Consider the following 19,166-nt stretch of genomic DNA (forward strand, 5'->3'; position numbering starts at 1 on the left):
ATCAATTCCTCCATTTATATATTATTAATTTTTTATAAAAGCCTTATATGTCAACTTTGGAAATATAATCATTCCTACTGTAAAGATTCCTAAAAGAACAAAAATAGTTATACTTCCTGTCTCATATCTTATAAGCTGACAACTCATCATTCCCCAAAGGGGTGTAAATCCCAAATATTTTGTATATCCAATCCCTTTTAAAAACCCTTCTAATATATATGGAACTCCCATAATAAGTCCTCCAAATATAAAAGGAACTGTAGCTGATTTACTTATAGATGATAAAAATAATCCTAATTGTGCAAAGAAAAACGACCATATTGTGATGGTTAAAATCATAATTAAAATCATTTGAATAACAGTTATATTCGATCCACTTTTCCCAAAGTACCAAAGCTTTTTTAAAGGCATATCTAATCCAGCAAATTTATGCTTTGTCAACGCAGATAGACATACAGTTAAAAAAACTGAAAGATTTATTATAGCAGCACCTATCCCTGCTGCTATTGATTTGGCTAGTACAATTTTTTTCTTACCATTTTTAGTTGTTTTAATTAACCCTGATATATTTGAGCTATATTCTAAAGTATAAGACCCTGAAAACATAATAAACATCATAATTCCCATTAAAGGAACTAGTCCATAACCTTTACTAAATATATCCGCATAAGTTTCTTCTATTGAAAAAGCTCTTATTGAAATAAAGCTTAAAAATAATGATACTACGAGAATTATCAACATTCTTTTTTTTAAAAGTATTTTTCTAAGTTCCAAATTTATAAGCGTTCCCATTAATTACACCTCCCTAGTGTTTTCTAAGTCAAAGTAAAACATATAAACATCTTCAAATTTAGGTTCAATAGGTTGTACTCCTGAATATGGTGGCATCTTCTCACTTATGACTCTAAGTTCTACCTCATTAACACCACGTTGAATATTTACTACTTTATAATTATTTTGTATTTTGGAAACCTCATCTTCATCAGAAGATTTTATACTATACACTTTACCTTGCATTCCTAAAAGTATATCTCTATGGATTCCTTTCATAAGAACAGCTCCATCTTTTATCATAATAGTTTCCTTCGCTATAGATTCTATATCTGAAATTATATGAGTAGAAAGTATTATAATTTTGTCCTTAGAAATTTGTGAAATAAGATTCCTAAATCTTGCTCTTTCCTGTGGATCAAGCCCTGCTGTTGGTTCATCTAATACTAGTATCTTTGGATCATTCAATAAAGCTTGAGCGATTCCTACTCTTCTTTTCATTCCACCAGAGAATTTACCAACTGCCTTATTTCTTACTTCATATAAACCTACAAGATTTAAAAGCTCATCTATCTTTTTAGTAGCATCCTTTTCTGTTAATCCCTTTAATGCCGCTACATACTTTAAAAAATTCTTTGCTGAAAAGTTTTCGTAGACCCCGAACTCCTGAGGAAGATATCCAATTATATTTCTGTAATTCTCATCTAACTCTTTTATATTCTTTTCATTGTATATAATGTCTCCATCTGATGGCTCTATTAAGGTTGTTATCTGCTTCATAAGAGTTGTTTTCCCTGCTCCATTGGGCCCTAGTAGTCCATATACACCACTTTCAAGAGTAATATTTATATTATCATTTGCTCTTTTTCTACCATAAATTTTTGTTAAATTTTTTATTTCAAGTTTATTCATCAATTATCCCTCCTAAAATTATTTGTTTAAAATATTTTTAAACGTTAATATACAAAATGCTAATCCAGTAAATAACATTAATATTAAGATACTATTACATAAATTTATAACATCTAAACTTTTCCCTAAAAAATTAACATCTCCAGAGTATATCCCTATAAATCTATCAGGATAGAATATCAAATCTACGTAATTTACTTTACTTAATATAATTAATAATTGTTGTGGCAAAAATTTAATCAATATAAATGCTTTCCCTAGTACTAAGAACATTACTGTTCCACTTATAGATGTCAAAGAGTTCTTTGAAATAAACGAAAAGAAGCTTGAGAATACAGATATGCTAATAAATATTAATGCCATTGTTAAAATTTTGAGTATCAAATACTCATTGATAGTATAAGTTCTACTTAAAAATATGGCTCCACTATCAATAATTCTAAAAGCTTCTAATTCTCCATTTATTGGAGTTCCATATTGAACTAAAGTTACTAAAAATTCTATTCCTAAATACAATCCATAGATTATAAGAGGTAAAATTATAGCTAATGCTAGCTTCGAATATAAAGCCTTAAACTTATTTTTAGATGAAAGAATTATATTGTCTACACCTGAAATTTTTTCATCTGTATATATATTTGAAAATACTAAGATTAAAATAATAATCATAATGACTGATCCAAATGGATGGCTTGCTCTATGGTTAAAAACCTTATAAAAATCAATATTCTTATATTCTCTATATTTCATAAATCTTAAATTATCTCGTGATACCTCTATAATTTTGTTCATAAATTTATCATCTACATAGGTATTTGCTATTTGCTCTATTTGATTTATTTTTTCATCAAATTTTTCTTTTGCTATTTCATTTCCAGGTCTAGTATCCACTATTAGTTCATATTTATTATTTCTATATGAATTTTCTGTTTCTAGTGTAGGCTTTAAAAAACTCATACAACCAGAAAGAAAAACAAATAATACTAAAATTATTAATCCTATATTAGATTTAAATATTTTTTTCAATTCCCAAAAAATCATTATATTTATACCTCCTCTTCTTTTCTATACGTTTATTATACATACCTAAACTTACACCATTATAAATTGAACCTTAATTAAATCTTACAAAATAATATTAATATATGAATTTATTTTTATTCTTTGTTATTATTCGTTTTTTTTGTAAGATATTTCATAACATTGTATATATTCTTTGTATATCGTATAATTAAAGAAATAATATATATATTTTTTAGAGAGGAGTTTAAAAAAAGTTCGTATTTAAGTTATTAAAAATCAAATCGAAATAAACTAATAAAATGTATTATATTTTTATAAAAATTTAAAAAATGATGTACTTGAAAGGAGAATTTAAATTGAAAAAATGATGTACTTGAAAGGAGAATTTAAATTGAAAAAATTTAGAGACTTAAAAACAGGACATAAAATAATGACTTTAGCACTAATAACTATCTTATTAAGTACTTCTTTACATATAATTTCTCTTAGAGGCCTTAAAAGGATTACAGAACAACAAACCAAATATATTGTTCAAGAAACATCTACACTTGAAAAAGAGGATGTTAAAAGAGAACTAGATATAATAGATTCCTATGCAAGAGAAATATCAATAACTTTAGCTACCTTAGCAGAAAAGGACGATATTTCTAGAGAAACAGCCATTCAAATTATATCAGAAAGCTTAAAGGATAATAAAAACATTGTAGGTTCTGGAATGGTATGGGAAGCTAACTCATTTGATAGAAAAGATGCTGAATTCAAAAATTCTATAAATTTTGCAAGTGATGAAACAGGTAGGTTTCTTCCTTATATATTTAAAGATGAAAATGGAAATATAAGTGTAGAACTCATTACAGGATATGATATAGAAGGAGATGGAGACTGGTATTTGGTCCCTAAAAAAACTAAGAAACCTATACTTACTGAACCTTATCTGTATCCTATAGGTGGAAAAGACGTTCTTATGACAACAATATCATATCCTATTTTAAATTCAAGTAATGAATTTTTAGGAGTCGTTACTGCTGATATTAAATTAGATTATCTTCAAGAAAAAGTTATATCTATGGATAGAATTTTAGAGTTTAATGGAAATGGTATGATAGTTAGTAATGATGGATACTATGTTGCAAATGGGATGGATAAAGAACTGATAATGCAAAGTTCTCTCGAAAAAGGAATTATAGATGAAGATATCTTGCAAGAAATTAGAAATAATAATATAGGAACTACTTTGAAAAACATTGAAGGTCTTGGGAAAATATTAATCAGCTATACCCCTATGCATTTTGATAATTTAAATGCTACGTGGGGAGTAGTTACTTATGTTCCATTAACAAAAATATTAGAGGAATATTCTAATGAATTTAAAAGAACATCATTTATGGGATTAGCGGCTCTTATTATAATTATTTTACTTTCTATTAGAATTACTAAAAGTATCACTATACCTATAGGTAAGTTAGTTAAAGCAATGCAAAGTGGAGCTTCTGGAGATTTAAGATCAAAAGTAGATATAAATAGTAAAGATGAACTTGGATACTTATCTACAACTTATAATAATATGATGGAGAATATATGCAGTCTTGCTGTAGGAGTTAAACAATCCTCAGAAGCTAATTTATTTCAATCAGAAAATCTATCTGGGATATCTAATCAATCAAATATAGCATTATCTGAAATTGCTAATGCTATCGATCAAGTTGCCTCAAGTTCAAGTGAGCAAGCTAAAGAAGTTGAGATAGTTGCAGAGATAGCTCTTGAATTAGATCAAAATATTAAAGAATCGACTGGATTGATTAAAGGATTATTCCAAATAATTGAAGATACAAACTCCTTAAGTTTAAAAGGAACTGAGATGATGAAAGTTCTTAATGAAAAAACCAAAGAAAGTAGTTCAAAGGGAAATGAAGTTAATAGAATAATAAATACCGTAAATGAATACTCTAAAAATGCAGAATCGATAACAAATATAATAAATAATATAGCTGAACAAACAAACTTACTTGCGCTTAATGCTTCTATAGAGGCCGCAAGAGCAGGAGAAGCTGGAAAAGGCTTTGCAGTAGTTTCATCAGAAATAAGAAATCTTGCTGAACAAACAAGAAAATCTACTGAAGAAATAAAAACAATGATTTTGGATATACAAAAACAAGCTGAGGCGGCAGTTGAAAATTCCAATGAAATGACTGAAATTGGAAATGAACAAAATCAACTAATACAAAATACCGGAAATGTATTTAATCAAACAGCCTCTTCACTACAAAATATAGTTCAAAAATTAGATGCTGGAATATCAAAGAATGAAAACATTGAAAAAGGAAAAGATAAAATTATAGAAGCTATAGAAAATGTATCTGCAATAACTGAAGAAAATTCAGCTAGCTCTGAAGAAGTATCAGCTAGTACTCAGCAACAGTTATCTTCTATAAACGAACTATCTTCTTATGCAAAAGATATGAAAAATAATGCTGAAAATCTTATGAATCAAATAAATAAATTTAAGATGTAATAATAAATAGTCTGAACCTAATAGGTTCAGACTATTTATTTTAACTTTTCTTTAAAATCCTTTTTTATTAAAATTAATAATCTTGAACTAGTTTTGCAGATAAATTATTATTTTTAACTAAATATATTCCTATAATAAATGTCATAAATTCAGCAAATGGAACTGTAAGCCATACTCCTTTGATTCCTATAATCATAGGTAATATATATATACCTAACACTATAAATATTATCCCTCTACTAGCTGCTATTATAATAGAGGCTCTAGCATCTCCTATTGCTGTAAAGTATCCAGAATTAATTATATTAAATCCACTCAATAAAAATGCAAATGCATATATTCTTGATCCGCTTACTGCTAAATTTATAATGCTCTTATTTCCATTTGCAAATAATGATACTAATTGTTCTCCAAACTCAAATAATATAAAAAATAGAGCTACTCCAACAACTAAATTCACCTTTGATGCTAGTTTTAGTGTATCATCTAATCTATCATTATTTTTATTCCCATAATTATAACTAAGTATAGGTCCTATTCCATCTGATATACCAAACATTATCAGCGTTCCAAATTGTGATATATAGTTTATTGTTGTAAATGCAGCTATGCCAGCTTCACCAGCTACTTTCATAAACGTCATATTAAACAAATATGCAGTTGTAGCAGTTGCAATTGAAATAACTCCTTCTGATGAACCATTATATGCCATTGGTATTATTACTGATTTATCAAACTTACCACTAAATACATTCACTATATTATTCTTATTTAGCATAGGATGTGCTACTACAAATAATGCTGATATGTATGCTATTCCTGTAGCAAATGCTGCTCCCCTTATTCCTAAACTTAATTGTTTTATAAGTATATAATCTAAGCTTATATTAGCAATTACACTTAAAATCATACCTCTTAAATATAATTCTGGCTTTCCTACTACCCTATTAATAAATCCAAATAATAACATTAAAGAGATCACTGGAGCAAACATAGCTATAGTTCTCGTATACATTGATACCCCTTGTAATAATACATCATTTGCTCCTAATAGTACTGCAATTTTTTCACTAAATAATATTCCAAGTAGCATTATAGATGACGATATTATTGTAATAACTATAAATGCTGTTTTAAATATATTTTGAGATTCTTCTTTTTTACCTTCTCCTAAACACCTTCCAATAAAGCTTAAGGAACCAACGCTTATTATCATACAAAAACCTATTATGACTTGCATAAATGGCTGAACTATATTTACACTAGCTAATGCATTCGACCCAACAAAATTGCCTAAAAATATTCCATCTATTATAGTCTGTGCTCCTGCTATTACCATAGAAATAATTGCTGGGATTGAAAATTTAATGAATAATTTAGATATTTTTTCTGTTCCTAATATATTTTCGTTCATTTATTCTACCTCCAAAACATAACAAAATATACATTTACTATAAATTGTATATATTTTACTCTAATAGAATATATTATAAACCTTTGTGTTGCACAAAGGTCAATATTTTTTTACCTAAATTAAGTTCGCTTTATAGGTATTTGTATTTCGTATAATAACTCTTCTCTTTTATCTGTAACACTAATATCTATTTGAACTATTTGGAGGACGTCTCCACATACTTTATATCCATCTTTTTCAATATACTCAATCATTTTTTTTAAATTAACTTCTATATCCCAAATACTTCCTTTATAGTACATGCATGCGTAATTTCCTTCAGGAATCTTTTTTATATAATTTTCATCAATGTTTTCTTTCTCTTTAATAAATAAAAATAAAGCAACTGATTCTGTATACTTATTTGTTTTTATATCCTTTTCTTTTATAATTGCTCCAATACGATTACTTGCAAGTATAGGAGCTATTTCTTTTAATGAGTTCTCTAATTCAAGACATGCGTAACTTAGATCAATTTCATTTTTTATGTATTTGTCAAAAGTAATTATTTCTCTTTCTTTAATTTGTTTAATATCTATATTCTCAAAATCTAATACCTGAGAAATATCTTCTAGATGATTTAGTTTTTCCTTAATACTTTCTTCTAATTGTTGTAATTCTTTTATCCTATTTTTAAGTTCATAATATTTATCTTTTAATATATTGACCGATTGTTCTAAATTTCTATTGTTAAAATATTTCTTAATTTCATCAATACTCATACCTAGTTGTCGAAGCTCCTTTATTGTCCCTAACTCTTCATACTGTAAAATAGAATAATATCTATATCCCGTCTTAGTATCTACTTTAATAGGCTTGAGTAATCCGATTCTATCGTAGTGTCTTAATGTTTCAGTGGTAATATTTCTTAATCTTGCAAATTCACCAATTGATAATTTATCTTTCATTTTCTCTCTTCAACCCCTATCTATATATATTATATTTGTGTATTAAAAAAAGCTGTTGAATTTCAACAGCTTTAATACTTAACATATCCACTTGGATTTAATGGTACATTATTCTTCCTAACCTCAAAGTGTAAGTGATTTCCAGTAGACCTTCCTGTGCTGCCTACCTTAGCTATAATATCACCTTTAGCAACTTTTTGGCCCTTACTAGCTACTAGCGAACTGCAATGTCCATAATAAGTCTTGTACCCATTATTATGATCTATTATTATAAGTTTTCCATATCCATTTTGAGTACCAGAAAAAACTACAGTTCCACCATCAGAAGCTTTAATAGGCGTTCCTTTAGGAGCGGCTATATCTATGCCAGTATGATTTTTACCCCATCTTCTCCCATATTTTGAAGATAGTGTTCCCCTTGTAGGGTTAGAAAACGCTCCAGAAGCTATATAAGTAGGCTTATTCTTTGTTCCCTTTAATACTATCTTATCTTGAACATCTTCAACTATTTCTTCTTCTAATATATTAGTAGAGTCTACCTGTCCATTTATTCTAGTAACTTCTGCAATTACTTTCTTAGACCCCTCTTTACCTTCGGCCTTTACCTTTTTATCTCCTTTATAAAGAGACTCCGTCTCCTCATATATTGTATTATAAGGTATTCTTTCATCATAAGAAGCTAAATTGACTACTTTTACATTTAAGTATGATTTAGGAATAGTTATATTGATTTCTTGGTCTATATCTAATTTTTCTATATCTATTTCAGGATTAGCTTTTTCAATATCATCTATATTCAGATTGTATTTCCTAGATATGTTCCATAGATTATCTCCATCTTTTACTGTATATTTTCGTACATCATCTGTGCCTGTTAATAAGTATTCATAAGCAGATTCTTCATTCTTTAGCTTAGATATTTTTATATCTTTCTCTGCCAAATCTACTTTTTCTACAAATTTTATTTCCTTTACATCTTCTATTCCTTCTTTATGTTCTTCTTTAATTCTATTTAAGACATTTTCTGCAGACTTTTTATCTTTTACATATACTATTTCTTTTCCTTGTATCTTAATAGCATAAGCTTGTATGGTAAGATCTATAACCTCATTTAAGTTTTCATTAAATTGCTCTGGTGATGTTATCTTATCTTTTCCTACCCTACACTTAGTAAATACTATTTCTTGATCTATTTTAACGTCTTTTTGAAATTCTTTCTTTATATTAGATTTTTTCTTTTCTATTAATTGATACACATCTTTCTTACGTTCAACTATACCTATATCTTTTCCATCTATGCTTACTTCATATGATAAAGTCGCAAAATATAATACACTACAAGTCATTATAGTTATAGATAAAGCTATGTAATGAAGTAAGTATTTTTTCTTAAGTATATTGTTTAGCTTATTCATAAGTAGGCTCCTTTCAAGACAGTTACCCCTACATTATATCAAACAAACCCTTCATCTTTCAAGTTAATTGTTTCCATTTATTATTTTTTCAGTATTAACACCTTCTTTTTCCCACATATTCATAAATTGAGAGCTTGTAACATTCTTATAAATATTTTCATTATAGTATTTCCTTAATGTGTCAAAAAATACATCATCTCCAACTTTTTTTCTTATATCGTCTATCATAAGAGCTCCTTTGCTGTATACGCATAAGCTGTAATCTATTGAATTATCAAATTCTGTAGTACTTTTGAATATATTTTTGTTCTGTTTAGTTATAGTTCTAACTTTCATATTCTTTATTAATCTATCCTTTACTTCTTTCCCATATTTTTGTTCAAAATATAGTATTGTCGAATATTCAGTTAAAGCTTCATCAAGCCATGGCTCACTTATCTCGTCATTTCCAACTAATGAATACCACCATTGATGCGCTGTTTCATGCGCAACCACATACTCAAGATAAAACTTGGAATTTTGATCATAAAGACTTTTATCAATCATTACAAGATTAGGATACTCCATTCCTCCTATAAAAAAATCTGACTCTACAACTGAGTATGTTTTGTAAGGATATTTTCCAAATAAATCATTAAATACTACCAAAGAATCCTTAGCTACCTCTAAAGCTTCTTTTCCATATTTATCATCAAAAAAATAGCTATATATGTTTGTATCTTTTATATTAGTCGATAATATAGAAAACTTATCACTTAATATAAAAGCAAAATCTCTTACGTTTTTAGCATCTACTTTGAAGATATTTCTATTATTGGATTTTTTCTTAGTTTTTATTACTCCTGTTGATGCTATTTTATACTTATTTGGCATATTTATACTAACTTCAAAATTACTTATATTACTATAAAAAGGGTCTCCTATTTTTTCATATCCCTTTTTATTCCATCCTCTTTCGTCATATACGCACGCTATTGGATACCAATTTGTGATGTTTATAGTGTTATCTCCATAACCAAATCTACCTATTGAATTAGGTAATTTTACATCATATTCTATATATATATCTATTTTTTCATCAGCCTTTAATTCTTTGCCTAATTTAACCATTAATATATCTTCTTTTTCGCCTGATATAGAATAGTCTAATTCTTTTTTATCATTTAAAATGTCTTTAATCTTTATATATCCTTTACTAAATCCATTTGGATATGCATCTTTTAATTCATCTTTGGTAAATGGTGCATATTCCTCTTTAGAGAATGCATTAGGATATATATGAAAATATACTTCGTTCAAATTATTTTGAGTATTATTTACATATACTACATTTTGACTGCAACTTAATATATTTGACTTATCATCAAAAGATGCATTTATAGTGTACGAATTTAAATTATCATTTTTTTCTCCTTTGAATGCTTGAAGATCTATGTTTTCAAAGCACGTAATTATAGAAAAGAATAAAAATAATACAATAAATAACTTAACAAGCTTTTTTTTGTTTAAAATAACTAACAAGAATACTACCCCCTTTGTAATACTGAAAACTTAAAGTTCTATGACCCTTTTTCATCCAAAGTGAAAATTTTGTCTTAATTAAGTTTCGCTTTATCCGAAAGCTAAAAGTTCTAAAGTTCTATATTTTTAATGTTAGAGCTAAGAACTTAATAGTTTCTGGATTGGCTCAGTTAAAAATTCAGTCGAAAGAAAATTCCGTCTGAATTAAGTTTCTCTTTATTGTGATATAATTAATCCGAGGTGATTTTATGTTTTTTAAAGAAATTAATGAAATAGATTTAGGAGATACTCCTATTGATAATATATTTATAGATATATTTATGCCAATGGCTAATGGTACATACGTAAAAATTTATTTATTAGCTTATAAATATGCCTTTGATGCATCAAAGGCAGAAGTATCAAATCATACCTTGGCAAAGAATTTAAATATACCTCTATCAGATGTTTTATCAGCTTGGGATTTTTGGGAAGATAAAAAAATAATAAAAAAACATTTTAAAGAAGAAGATCAACAATGGGATTATTCAGTTGAGTTTTTAAATTTAAAGAAATTATATATAGAAAATATTATTAAAACTAATGATCCTAAAAAAGAAAGAACAACACCGAACGAACTTATATCTGTAACTCAAAATCCTAATATAACTAAGCTTTTTAATTATATAAATGAAATTATAAGCAGACCTTTAGTTCCAAATGAAAAAATTCAAATATTAGATATAATGGATAGATACAATATGGGACCAGATATGATAAAAAGTGCTTATGCCTACTCTAAGCAAAAAAGAGGGATAAAAAGTATAAAATACGTAGAAGGAATAATCAGAAATTGGTATGACAATAAGATATATACGATTGAAGATTTAGAACAATACTTTGCAAAAAATACAGAGAGATTTGGTTTGTACAAAAAAGTTTTTAAAGAGCTAGGTTTTTATAGAGAACCTACTATGGAAGAAAGAAGAATCATGGATAAATGGATTGACGAATTTAAATTTTCTAATGATTTAATAAGTTTTGCTTGTTCCAAATCTAAGAATACTTCAAATCCTACTATATCTTATATAGATGCTATACTTAAAAACTGGAATGAAAAAGGATTTAAATCTTATCAGGATATAATCGATTATGATTCAAAACGCTCAGAAAGACTAGAGATATATAAAATTATATTCGAATCATTAGGATTTAAAAAACAACCTTCTAAAGAGGAAGTCCGAACTATGGATAAATGGGTAGATGATATGAATATTCCTATAGACTTAGTATTACATGCTTGTTCTAAGTCAAAGAATACTTCTAATCCATCTATAAACTATATTGATGCTATTTTAAATGATTGGAATAAAAAAGGATTCAAAACTATAGAACAAACTCAGCAAGAGGTTAAACAGACAAAATATGAACCTAAGTCTTATAGTTCTCCTAAAACAAAGCTTCATAACTTTGAACAAAGAACGTCTAAATATACACCAGATGAACTTGAAAGAATGATTTTAGAGAATCAAAAAAATAGATTTAAGTAGGTGATTATATGGATAATAATAAATTAAGAGATGTATTTATAAAATACGAAAACAATAGAGATAAGGCTAGAATAGATTTAGAAATGAGAAAAAATAAAGTATATAATAAGATTCCTCAAATCAAAGAGATAGACGATAAAATATTTCAAGTAGGGCTATCTTTAAGTAAAGCTGTATTGATGAATGAAAATGATAGAGAAGAAATAGTCCAAAAGTGTAAAATAGACATGGATAATTTAAAAAAACAAAAAGAAGATATATTAAAACAAAATGGAGTTCCACTTGATTATCTTCAAATGCATTATAATTGTTATAAATGTAAGGATAAAGGATTTACTAATGATGGATCAAAATGTGAGTGTCTTAAAAAAGAGCTTCTAAAGGATGCTTATAAAATTTCTAATTTTTCAAATCTTATTAAAAAGCAAAATTTCGATACATTCGATATAAATTTATTTCAAGATGAAATAATTCCTCCTGAGGGATTATCTCAAAAACAAAACATGCTTAAGATAAATACTGATTGCGAAAGCTTTACTTTAAACTTTAATAAAGATAATGAGGAAAATTTATTGTTTTATGGTCCAACAGGAGTTGGGAAAACCTTCATGTGTAGCTGTATAGCTAAAAAACTTCTAGATAAAGGTTATACAGTTCTTTATGAAACATCTTATAATATAATCGAGATTCTTAAAAATTATAGATTTGAAAAAGACCATACTTATGAAGATAAAGGAAACTATAGATTATTATTTGAATGTGATCTTTTAATTATAGATGACTTAGGATCTGAGATGACAAATGCCTTCACTATAAGTGAGATCTTTAATGTAATAAACTCAAGATTAATACATGGAAAAAAAACTATAATATCTACCAATCTATCTCCTATGGAAATAGCTAATACCTATACAGATAGAATATTCTCTAGAATATCATCTCACTATACATTCTTAAAGTTTATCGGAGAAGATTTAAGATGGGAAAATAAAAAACTAAGGATTAAAAATCCTTAGTTTTTTTATTGAAGCTAGTGATAGGAATCGAACCTACAACCTGCTGATTACAAGTCAGCTGCTCTACCGTTGAGCCACACTAGCATGATAGTTTTTTATATAATAAAAGCTCAAAGATATTTAATATCTATGAGCTTATTCTTTGAATTATTTGGCGACCTGGAAGGGACTCGAACCCTCGACCTCCAGCGTGACAGGCTGGCATTCTAACCAACTGAACTACCAGGCCAAATAATTGGTGGGCTCAACAGGGCTCGAACCTGTGACCCCCTGCTTGTAAGGCAGGTGCTCTCCCAGCTGAGCTATGAGCCCAATTATTAATGGTGACCCCTAGGGGAATCGAACCCCTGTTACCGCCGTGAAAGGGCGGTGTCTTAACCGCTTGACCAAGGGGCCATGCTTTGGTGACCCATCCGCGACTCGAACGCGGGACACCCTGATTAAAAGTCAGGTGCTCTACCGACTGAGCTAATGGGTCAAAATATTGTTTAGTTTGCTTTATTAATCAGCCTAGTCTTAGTACTTAATGTACCACTACCGACCGAGCTAATAGGTCGTGTTTTTTCTTGCTGACAAGTATATATAATACTAGCTTTTTCTACATATGTCAACACTTTTTCCTATTTTTTTATTTTTTTAGATTATTTATGTTAATTTAAGTATTCGTAGTCTTATTCTTAAATATATTTTCTGTTTGAATATATCCAAAATTTTATAAAATACCTATTTGTTTAGTCGAAAAGTAACTGTATTAACATATTATTACTACCTCTTATTTAGTAAAAATATAATGTCCATTTAATTTACTTGTATTTCCACTTAAACTTATATTTCCATCAAATTTATTTCTATCAAATTTTAATTCGAAATTCTGATTGTCTTTTTCAGTTTTGCATTTAATATCATTGTCATTCAAATAACCTACATATGAATTATAGTATTGATTAATAAAATTACCTGTGCTTTTTTCAAATTCATTATAAATCATAAATCCCACAACAATTCCTTCTTTAGAAACTATAAACTCGTTTGATTTTTCTATTATATTGTTTTTATCCCTTATTTTACTTTCACTTTTCCAAACTCCAACTTTGTTTTGAGATACTATGTTTTTATTACTCATGCTCTTTTGTACCAAATTAGAATCATACCAATCTAACCTTATTTTATCATTCTCTTTACCTATTTTAGTTACAATAAACCTAGGCTTCTCACTACTTAAAAGAACTTTTTGACTACTATTAATAGCAAATGTATCTTGGTATCCAAAAATATTACATACCATTTTATTTTTATTAACAAATATTATTTGCATCATGCCCTCATTTGTTGTTTCTGTTATACCGCCACACCTAAATCCAATAGTCTTAAAAATATCCTTTTTAGAACTATATGGTGCGAAAAAGTATACTTTTTCCCACTCAAACGATGTAATATCATTCAACGATATAGTTGTATATTCTGTACATTTTTCTGTTATATTTTTCTGTAATGAAATAATATTATTTGAATCAATGTTATTATTTAGATTAAAATAAACAAATTTAGTAATCATACAAATAAAGAGTATTGCTAAAATTATAAATGCTTTTTTTAAATATTTATTCATTTCCATAGACCTCCACATAAAAATATATCTTTCTTTTAAATTTACTTAACTATTATGCGTGAGGCTGGTGCTATGATTCCTTATAAACTAAGCCCTCATTAATCACATCTAATATTAGCTTATGTATTCGTTTCATCAATTGCATCATAAACTGTTTTTTCTAGATCATTGGTATCTTCATGTTGTACATAAAATATGTAATTGCACCCTTTAGTATCTTGCTTCTCCATTTTATAATTAAAACTTAAATACTTTTAAATAGCTTACCTAACTCTATTTTTTCTATTATAAATTTATTATTTTTTTGTTCTAAACCACATATCGATTTTTTCTACTTTTTTAGTTGATTTTTCATTGCTTTTTAATTTTTTATAAATACGATCAACTCTTACATTTAACAGTTGTACTATTTCCTCAATAGTTTGCTTTTGAATATAATACATCTTTATTTGCTCTATATCTTGATTCGATAGCTTTTTGTTTCTTCCAGCCTTTCTTTCATTCTTGGTTTTATTGTTTAACTTGTATTCTAATTCTTTTATGTAAAGTATCTGTAGTAACAAATTTAAAATATAATTTTATATAGAATATATGAAATTATACCACCTATTACCAATCCAATCATGAAAATATACATTTGCAAATATGTTTTTTTTAAATTATCATAGTAGCGCTCAAAAAATATAGGAAGATTATAATTTTTGTGTTTTTTATAATATAATCTGACTAATAAATAAAAACTATATCCTAAAGCAAAAGTGATTAAAATAAATAATTTATGCATAGTAAAACGCCCCTATTCTCTATATAATATATGTGTTTTATAAACATTATTATATGAATATAATAATGTTTATAAAACACAATAATTCAATGATTATTAAACTATTTATTAAAAAACAAATAGTTCTTGTTCTAATTATAAAATATATACTAAAAATAAAACATATAAAAAATATTAGAGAACTAATGTTTAAAATGAATTTTAAACATTTATTTTTAATTATTTTATCATGCGCTATATCTTGTACTAGATAATGTTTTACATATGTTTTGTTTTTATAGTTAAATTTGCAATCTATATAAACTTTTTTATAGTTGTTTTCAAATATATTTAAATCTTTTTCATTTAAATTATCCTCGTTTAAACAATTCATTTTATATGAAATATTGATTTCGGTAGGTTTTTTATTTATATAAGACGTATGTATATTAGCTAAATTTCCTGTAAGACTTACATACGAATACATTTGTTTATCTAATTTTGCTGTCAATTCAAAATCTTTTAATTTTTGATTTTTTTTGTTAGAAATTGATATGCTATATTCTAGATTTCTATTGAAAATACTATCATTTAAATTTTTATTATCTACATCAAATAATTGAACATCAAATTTTTCTAATTTGAAAAAATCACTTTTTGATATTGGTTCGTATGTATAATTATCATTGATAAAATTATTTATTTTTTTATTAAATTGTGTATAATCTGCTAAAAACACAATAGATACCATAAGAATTAGTAAAACTATATATTTAACTTTTATTTTTTTATTTATTTTCACAATTATATCCTTTCTAAAAATTAAATAGAAGTATAATTAATTATACTTCTATTAATTTCTATAATTATTATTTTCTTCTTACTCCAGGAATGTCTGGCTTATACTCTCTTGAATATCCACCGCGGGTTTTATAATCTTCTGAATAATACCCTCCTGTAAAATATGCTGTTATAGCTTGTTGTCTAATAACCTCTTTATTGTTTTTGTTAGGTGCTATTTCTATATATACTGGACCATAATCTTTTCCATTGCTTTTTACATTTTGATTTCTATCTATTAAGAATAAAGTTGAATGAACAAATTTTTCTTCACTAAATGAATCCGCAAATGTTAACCACTTTTTACCCGATGTAGAATATTTCTTTTTAACATCTTTAACTTTTCCACGCAATGTATAAAAATGATAAGAATCCCTAGTTTCAACTCTTCCTGATTTTATCTCAGGATATTTTTCGTCAAAAAGATCTCCAGCATTATATCCTAGTGCTCCTGCAAGTGTAACTGCTATAGATTTTGCTGGAGCTACAAAAGCGGTTCCTACGCCAATCCCAGTATTTACAAGTGTAGATAAACTCAATACTCCAGTATCATCAATAACAGTTCCCATAGTATTTCTTTTAATAACCTCAACTTTACTTTCAGATTTTTTCAGTATATCATCATATGGGGATGTATACGATGCAGATCTCTTTTTTCTGCTAGATGTTTTTAAATTTTCATCAACCATGTACTCTTCATCTACATCTTTTCCAAAATATTTCTCTGCGATTATATCTCTTTCTTCTGGTGTTTTTGCATTTTTCATATCTTCAATATAATCTTGTGATAAAGTTTCTTGTCTGTTTATATCTTTATAATAATATTCATCAGAAGCAAAACTTATTAAACTACAACTTAATATCATTGATGCAGTTATTGCAAAACTTATTAATCTTTTTGTTTTTTTCAATATTAAAACCTCTTTTCATATAAATATTTTTTGTTATTATATAATCAAGATTCTCAGTCTCAAATGGCCATTTAAAAACTTAATAAAATCCTTTACATAAATAAAGACAAATGAAATTCAAAAAAGTTTCACTTTTTTTATATTTTTTTGAAACTTTTTCTAATTTAATTTGTCTTTATTTGTAGAAAGAAAAAATAAGGAGGATTTTTATTATGAGAAAATTAGTTGCAATGATTTTGTGTAGTGTTTGTTTTTTATCATTTAGTTTAGTAAGTTTTGGCGAAGAGATTAGTTCTGAAAGTAATAACATCGAATTAGAAAATACACGAATTAATCGTTCTAAAAGATCGGCTGATTATATTTCCTCAACAGATTGCGAAATAGATTTTTATTATAGCAAGGGAAAATTAGTGGTAAGTGGACATACAAAAGCATATGATAATGTAGATAATGTGTCTATTTTAATTTATGTTCAAAAATATGATGAAAGCTCAAGAAAATGGAAAAATATTTATACAATATCAAAGAATGAAAAAAATTCAGATTCTATAAGATGTTCACAGTCTTATACTGTTTCCTCTGGAAAATATAGAGCCCAATCTTATCATGAATTAAAAGAAGGGTCTTCAACTGAAACAGAAAGAAATACTACAAAAACAATAAAAGCAAATTAAAAGGGGGCTTAGGCCCTCTTTTGATTTACTCTTATTTTAATGAGTTTATAATATTGATAACTTCTTCTTTTGTTATAGAATAATTTGTAGTTATACAATATTTTACTCCAAAAGAAGACCATATAATTTTAAAATATCTATCTTTTGTATTAATTAATGTATAATCTATATCCTTTATTTTGAATGATTGTATAGTAGACTGTTTAGCCATGGTCATTACTTCACTAGATTCATCACCTTCAAGATTTTGAATAAATTCAACATCTCCTTTTTCATTAATATAATTCAGTATAATAGTATGCTCATTCTCAACAATTACATCTTCTAATTTATAAGGTAATTCTCTAAAATCAAAATCTATAAAATTACGAGCTTCTTCAATATTATTTATTTCAACAGATGAGTTATCTATTTCGTGATCTTGTTCTAATTCTTGTGAAGAAGATTGTTCTTCTATGCTTATACTTCCTTCTGTTTTTTTATTTATATTCTTTTGCTTAAATATTTTCCATGAATATGATTGAGTTGATGAAAAAGAATTTACCATCATTAAAGAAATAGTTATTATAGCTGCTATTGAGGCTATTTTCTTATAGCTTTGTTTATTTTCTTTTTTACTTTTTTCTAATCCTTGTAGCTTTCTCCATTCAAATTCAATTTCACTATTTGAAATCTGTATATCTTCTACATCTTCTTTTAAAATTTCTTTTATTAACTCATCCATTCTATCTTTTTTATTCATTATAATCACCTTCCATCTTAAGTAGATTATATAGTTTTTCTTTTGCTCTATTTACTCTAGATTTGACCGTATTTACATTTAAATCTAGTTTTATGGAAATATCATTATATGATAATTCTTTATAATACCTCATAAATATAATTTCTTTATATTCTACATCTAATTCTGATATAGTATTTCTAACCTTTTGCCTTATATGTTTTTTATGTATTTTGTCGATTACTTCATCTTCCATATTTTCAGATACCAAATTTAGTTTTTCAGTATCATCTACTAAAGTTATCTTATTATTTCTAACAACATAATTTTTAGCTATATTAAGCCCTATCCTACATATCCATGGCTTAAACTTATCTATTTCGTCTAGATTATCATACTTTTCAAAAGCCTTAATATAAGCTTCATTAGTCAGTTCCTTAGAAACTTCTTTATCCTTTGTAAAATAATAAATGGTTTTAAAAACATCTTTATAATAGGTTTTATACAAAATATACTTTTGATCTTTGCTTAAGCTACTAGATTTATTGCTACTTTTTAGTACTGCCAATTTGAGACCTCCTGTTTAGA

At 26.7% G+C, this 19,166-nt stretch carries 17 protein-coding genes and 5 tRNA genes; 4 read left to right on the forward strand and 18 right to left on the reverse strand.

The features are described from left to right. Positions 1–24: 24 nt before the first annotated feature. The 3 genes from Tmeso_RS07115 to Tmeso_RS07125 are packed head-to-tail and all read right to left on the reverse strand — an operon-like array spanning position 25 to position 2,724. Complete coding sequence (locus tag Tmeso_RS07115) at positions 25–792, reverse strand: hypothetical protein (RefSeq protein WP_099189655.1); 768 nt, start codon at positions 790–792, stop codon at positions 25–27. 3 nt (positions 793–795) lie between these two features. After that, positions 796–1,683: an ABC transporter ATP-binding protein gene (locus tag Tmeso_RS07120; protein ID WP_099189657.1), complete on the reverse strand. Its 888-nt coding sequence runs from the start codon at positions 1,681–1,683 to the stop codon at positions 796–798. Positions 1,684–1,701: 18 nt separating this feature from the next. Next, a complete protein-coding gene (locus Tmeso_RS07125; RefSeq protein WP_099189659.1) occupies positions 1,702–2,724 on the reverse strand; it encodes a hypothetical protein in 1,023 nt (340 codons plus the stop codon). Between the two features lie 373 nt (positions 2,725–3,097). On the opposite strand from Tmeso_RS07125, the gene Tmeso_RS07130 reads away from it, so the two are divergent. After that, positions 3,098–5,218 carry a methyl-accepting chemotaxis protein gene (locus Tmeso_RS07130; protein ID WP_187296266.1) on the forward strand — a complete coding sequence of 707 codons (2,121 nt, stop codon included), beginning with the start codon at positions 3,098–3,100 and terminating at the stop codon, positions 5,216–5,218. Positions 5,219–5,291: 73 nt separating this feature from the next. Here Tmeso_RS07130 and Tmeso_RS07135 read toward each other — a convergent pair whose 3' ends face one another. The 4 genes from Tmeso_RS07135 to Tmeso_RS07150 form a co-directional block, all read right to left on the reverse strand. After that, the gene (locus tag Tmeso_RS07135; RefSeq protein ID WP_099189663.1) at positions 5,292–6,632 is read right to left on the reverse strand and encodes an MATE family efflux transporter; all 1,341 of its coding nucleotides are present in this window, start codon (positions 6,630–6,632) and stop codon (positions 5,292–5,294) included. 119 nt (positions 6,633–6,751) lie between these two features. After that, positions 6,752–7,579, reverse strand: coding sequence for a MerR family transcriptional regulator (locus tag Tmeso_RS07140; protein WP_099189665.1), 828 nt, complete (start codon positions 7,577–7,579; stop codon positions 6,752–6,754). 71 nt (positions 7,580–7,650) lie between these two features. Further along, on the reverse strand, positions 7,651–8,994 hold the full coding sequence (locus Tmeso_RS07145; RefSeq protein WP_099189667.1) for a LysM peptidoglycan-binding domain-containing M23 family metallopeptidase: 1,344 nt from the start codon (positions 8,992–8,994) through the stop codon (positions 7,651–7,653). Positions 8,995–9,057: 63 nt separating this feature from the next. Continuing rightward, entirely contained in the window at positions 9,058–10,515 is a 1,458-nt protein-coding gene (locus Tmeso_RS07150) for a M1 family metallopeptidase (RefSeq protein ID WP_242967890.1), read from the reverse strand. A gap of 248 nt (positions 10,516–10,763) precedes the next feature. Between Tmeso_RS07150 and Tmeso_RS07155 the strand changes: the two genes are divergently transcribed. Next, positions 10,764–12,044, forward strand: coding sequence for a DnaD domain protein (locus Tmeso_RS07155; RefSeq protein ID WP_099189669.1), 1,281 nt, complete (start codon positions 10,764–10,766; stop codon positions 12,042–12,044). An 8-nt stretch (positions 12,045–12,052) separates the two neighbouring features. Continuing rightward, positions 12,053–13,060: an ATP-binding protein gene (locus tag Tmeso_RS07160; protein WP_099189671.1), complete on the forward strand. Its 1,008-nt coding sequence runs from the start codon at positions 12,053–12,055 to the stop codon at positions 13,058–13,060. 12 nt (positions 13,061–13,072) lie between these two features. Here Tmeso_RS07160 and Tmeso_RS07165 read toward each other — a convergent pair. From Tmeso_RS07165 to Tmeso_RS07210, 9 genes are all read right to left on the reverse strand, one after another. Continuing rightward, positions 13,073–13,144, reverse strand: a tRNA-Thr gene (locus tag Tmeso_RS07165). Positions 13,145–13,212: 68 nt separating this feature from the next. Next, positions 13,213–13,289, reverse strand: a tRNA-Asp gene (locus Tmeso_RS07170). Between the two features lie 7 nt (positions 13,290–13,296). Beyond that, positions 13,297–13,372: transfer RNA gene (locus Tmeso_RS07175), tRNA-Val, on the reverse strand. Between the two features lie 9 nt (positions 13,373–13,381). After that, positions 13,382–13,456 (reverse strand) — tRNA-Glu (locus tag Tmeso_RS07180). Positions 13,457–13,462: 6 nt separating this feature from the next. Beyond that, positions 13,463–13,538: transfer RNA gene (locus Tmeso_RS07185), tRNA-Lys, on the reverse strand. Between the two features lie 294 nt (positions 13,539–13,832). Then, positions 13,833–14,669: a hypothetical protein gene (locus Tmeso_RS07190; protein WP_099189673.1), complete on the reverse strand. Its 837-nt coding sequence runs from the start codon at positions 14,667–14,669 to the stop codon at positions 13,833–13,835. A gap of 296 nt (positions 14,670–14,965) precedes the next feature. Beyond that, positions 14,966–15,232 (reverse strand): hypothetical protein, encoded by a 267-nt coding sequence (locus Tmeso_RS07195; protein WP_099189675.1) that lies wholly within the window; start codon positions 15,230–15,232, stop codon positions 14,966–14,968. Positions 15,233–15,502: 270 nt separating this feature from the next. Beyond that, complete coding sequence (locus Tmeso_RS07205; protein ID WP_099189679.1) at positions 15,503–16,234, reverse strand: hypothetical protein; 732 nt, start codon at positions 16,232–16,234, stop codon at positions 15,503–15,505. Positions 16,235–16,301: 67 nt separating this feature from the next. Continuing rightward, positions 16,302–17,183 carry a hypothetical protein gene (locus tag Tmeso_RS07210; RefSeq protein ID WP_099189680.1) on the reverse strand — a complete coding sequence of 294 codons (882 nt, stop codon included), beginning with the start codon at positions 17,181–17,183 and terminating at the stop codon, positions 16,302–16,304. A gap of 212 nt (positions 17,184–17,395) precedes the next feature. Here Tmeso_RS07210 and Tmeso_RS07215 point away from each other — a divergent pair, with 212 nt between their 5' ends. Further along, positions 17,396–17,857: a DUF6147 family protein gene (locus Tmeso_RS07215; protein WP_099189682.1), complete on the forward strand. Its 462-nt coding sequence runs from the start codon at positions 17,396–17,398 to the stop codon at positions 17,855–17,857. Between the two features lie 31 nt (positions 17,858–17,888). On the opposite strand, the gene Tmeso_RS07220 is transcribed toward Tmeso_RS07215, so the two are convergent. Both Tmeso_RS07220 and Tmeso_RS07225 read right to left on the reverse strand, forming a co-directional pair. Then, a complete protein-coding gene (locus tag Tmeso_RS07220; RefSeq protein WP_099189684.1) occupies positions 17,889–18,599 on the reverse strand; it encodes a DUF4367 domain-containing protein in 711 nt (236 codons plus the stop codon). Beyond that, positions 18,592–19,146: an RNA polymerase sigma factor gene (locus Tmeso_RS07225; protein ID WP_099189686.1), complete on the reverse strand. Its 555-nt coding sequence runs from the start codon at positions 19,144–19,146 to the stop codon at positions 18,592–18,594. Before Tmeso_RS07225 ends, Tmeso_RS07220 begins: the two co-directional genes overlap by 8 nt. Positions 19,147–19,166 lie beyond the last annotated feature (20 nt).

This window comes from Tepidibacter mesophilus, assembly GCF_002724055.1.
Lineage (GTDB): Bacteria > Bacillota > Clostridia > Peptostreptococcales > Peptostreptococcaceae > Tepidibacter_A > Tepidibacter_A mesophilus.

Excerpts from the sequence above, each read along its gene's own strand:
- Tmeso_RS07215 (WP_099189682.1), top strand. The coding sequence starts at position 17,396 with ATGAGAAAATTAGTTGCAATGATTTTGTGTAGTGTTTGTTTTTTATCA.
- Tmeso_RS07145 (WP_099189667.1), bottom strand. The coding sequence starts at position 8,994 with ATGAATAAGCTAAACAATATACTTAAGAAAAAATACTTACTTCATTAC.
- Tmeso_RS07140 (WP_099189665.1), bottom strand. The coding sequence starts at position 7,579 with ATGAAAGATAAATTATCAATTGGTGAATTTGCAAGATTAAGAAATATT.
- Tmeso_RS07155 (WP_099189669.1), top strand. The coding sequence starts at position 10,764 with ATGTTTTTTAAAGAAATTAATGAAATAGATTTAGGAGATACTCCTATT.
- Tmeso_RS07190 (WP_099189673.1), bottom strand. The coding sequence starts at position 14,669 with ATGAATAAATATTTAAAAAAAGCATTTATAATTTTAGCAATACTCTTT.
- Tmeso_RS07120 (WP_099189657.1), bottom strand. The coding sequence starts at position 1,683 with ATGAATAAACTTGAAATAAAAAATTTAACAAAAATTTATGGTAGAAAA.
- Tmeso_RS07135 (WP_099189663.1), bottom strand. The coding sequence starts at position 6,632 with ATGAACGAAAATATATTAGGAACAGAAAAAATATCTAAATTATTCATT.
- Tmeso_RS07160 (WP_099189671.1), top strand. The coding sequence starts at position 12,053 with ATGGATAATAATAAATTAAGAGATGTATTTATAAAATACGAAAACAAT.
- Tmeso_RS07115 (WP_099189655.1), bottom strand. The coding sequence starts at position 792 with ATGGGAACGCTTATAAATTTGGAACTTAGAAAAATACTTTTAAAAAAA.
- Tmeso_RS07220 (WP_099189684.1), bottom strand. The coding sequence starts at position 18,599 with ATGAATAAAAAAGATAGAATGGATGAGTTAATAAAAGAAATTTTAAAA.
- Tmeso_RS07125 (WP_099189659.1), bottom strand. The coding sequence starts at position 2,724 with ATGATTTTTTGGGAATTGAAAAAAATATTTAAATCTAATATAGGATTA.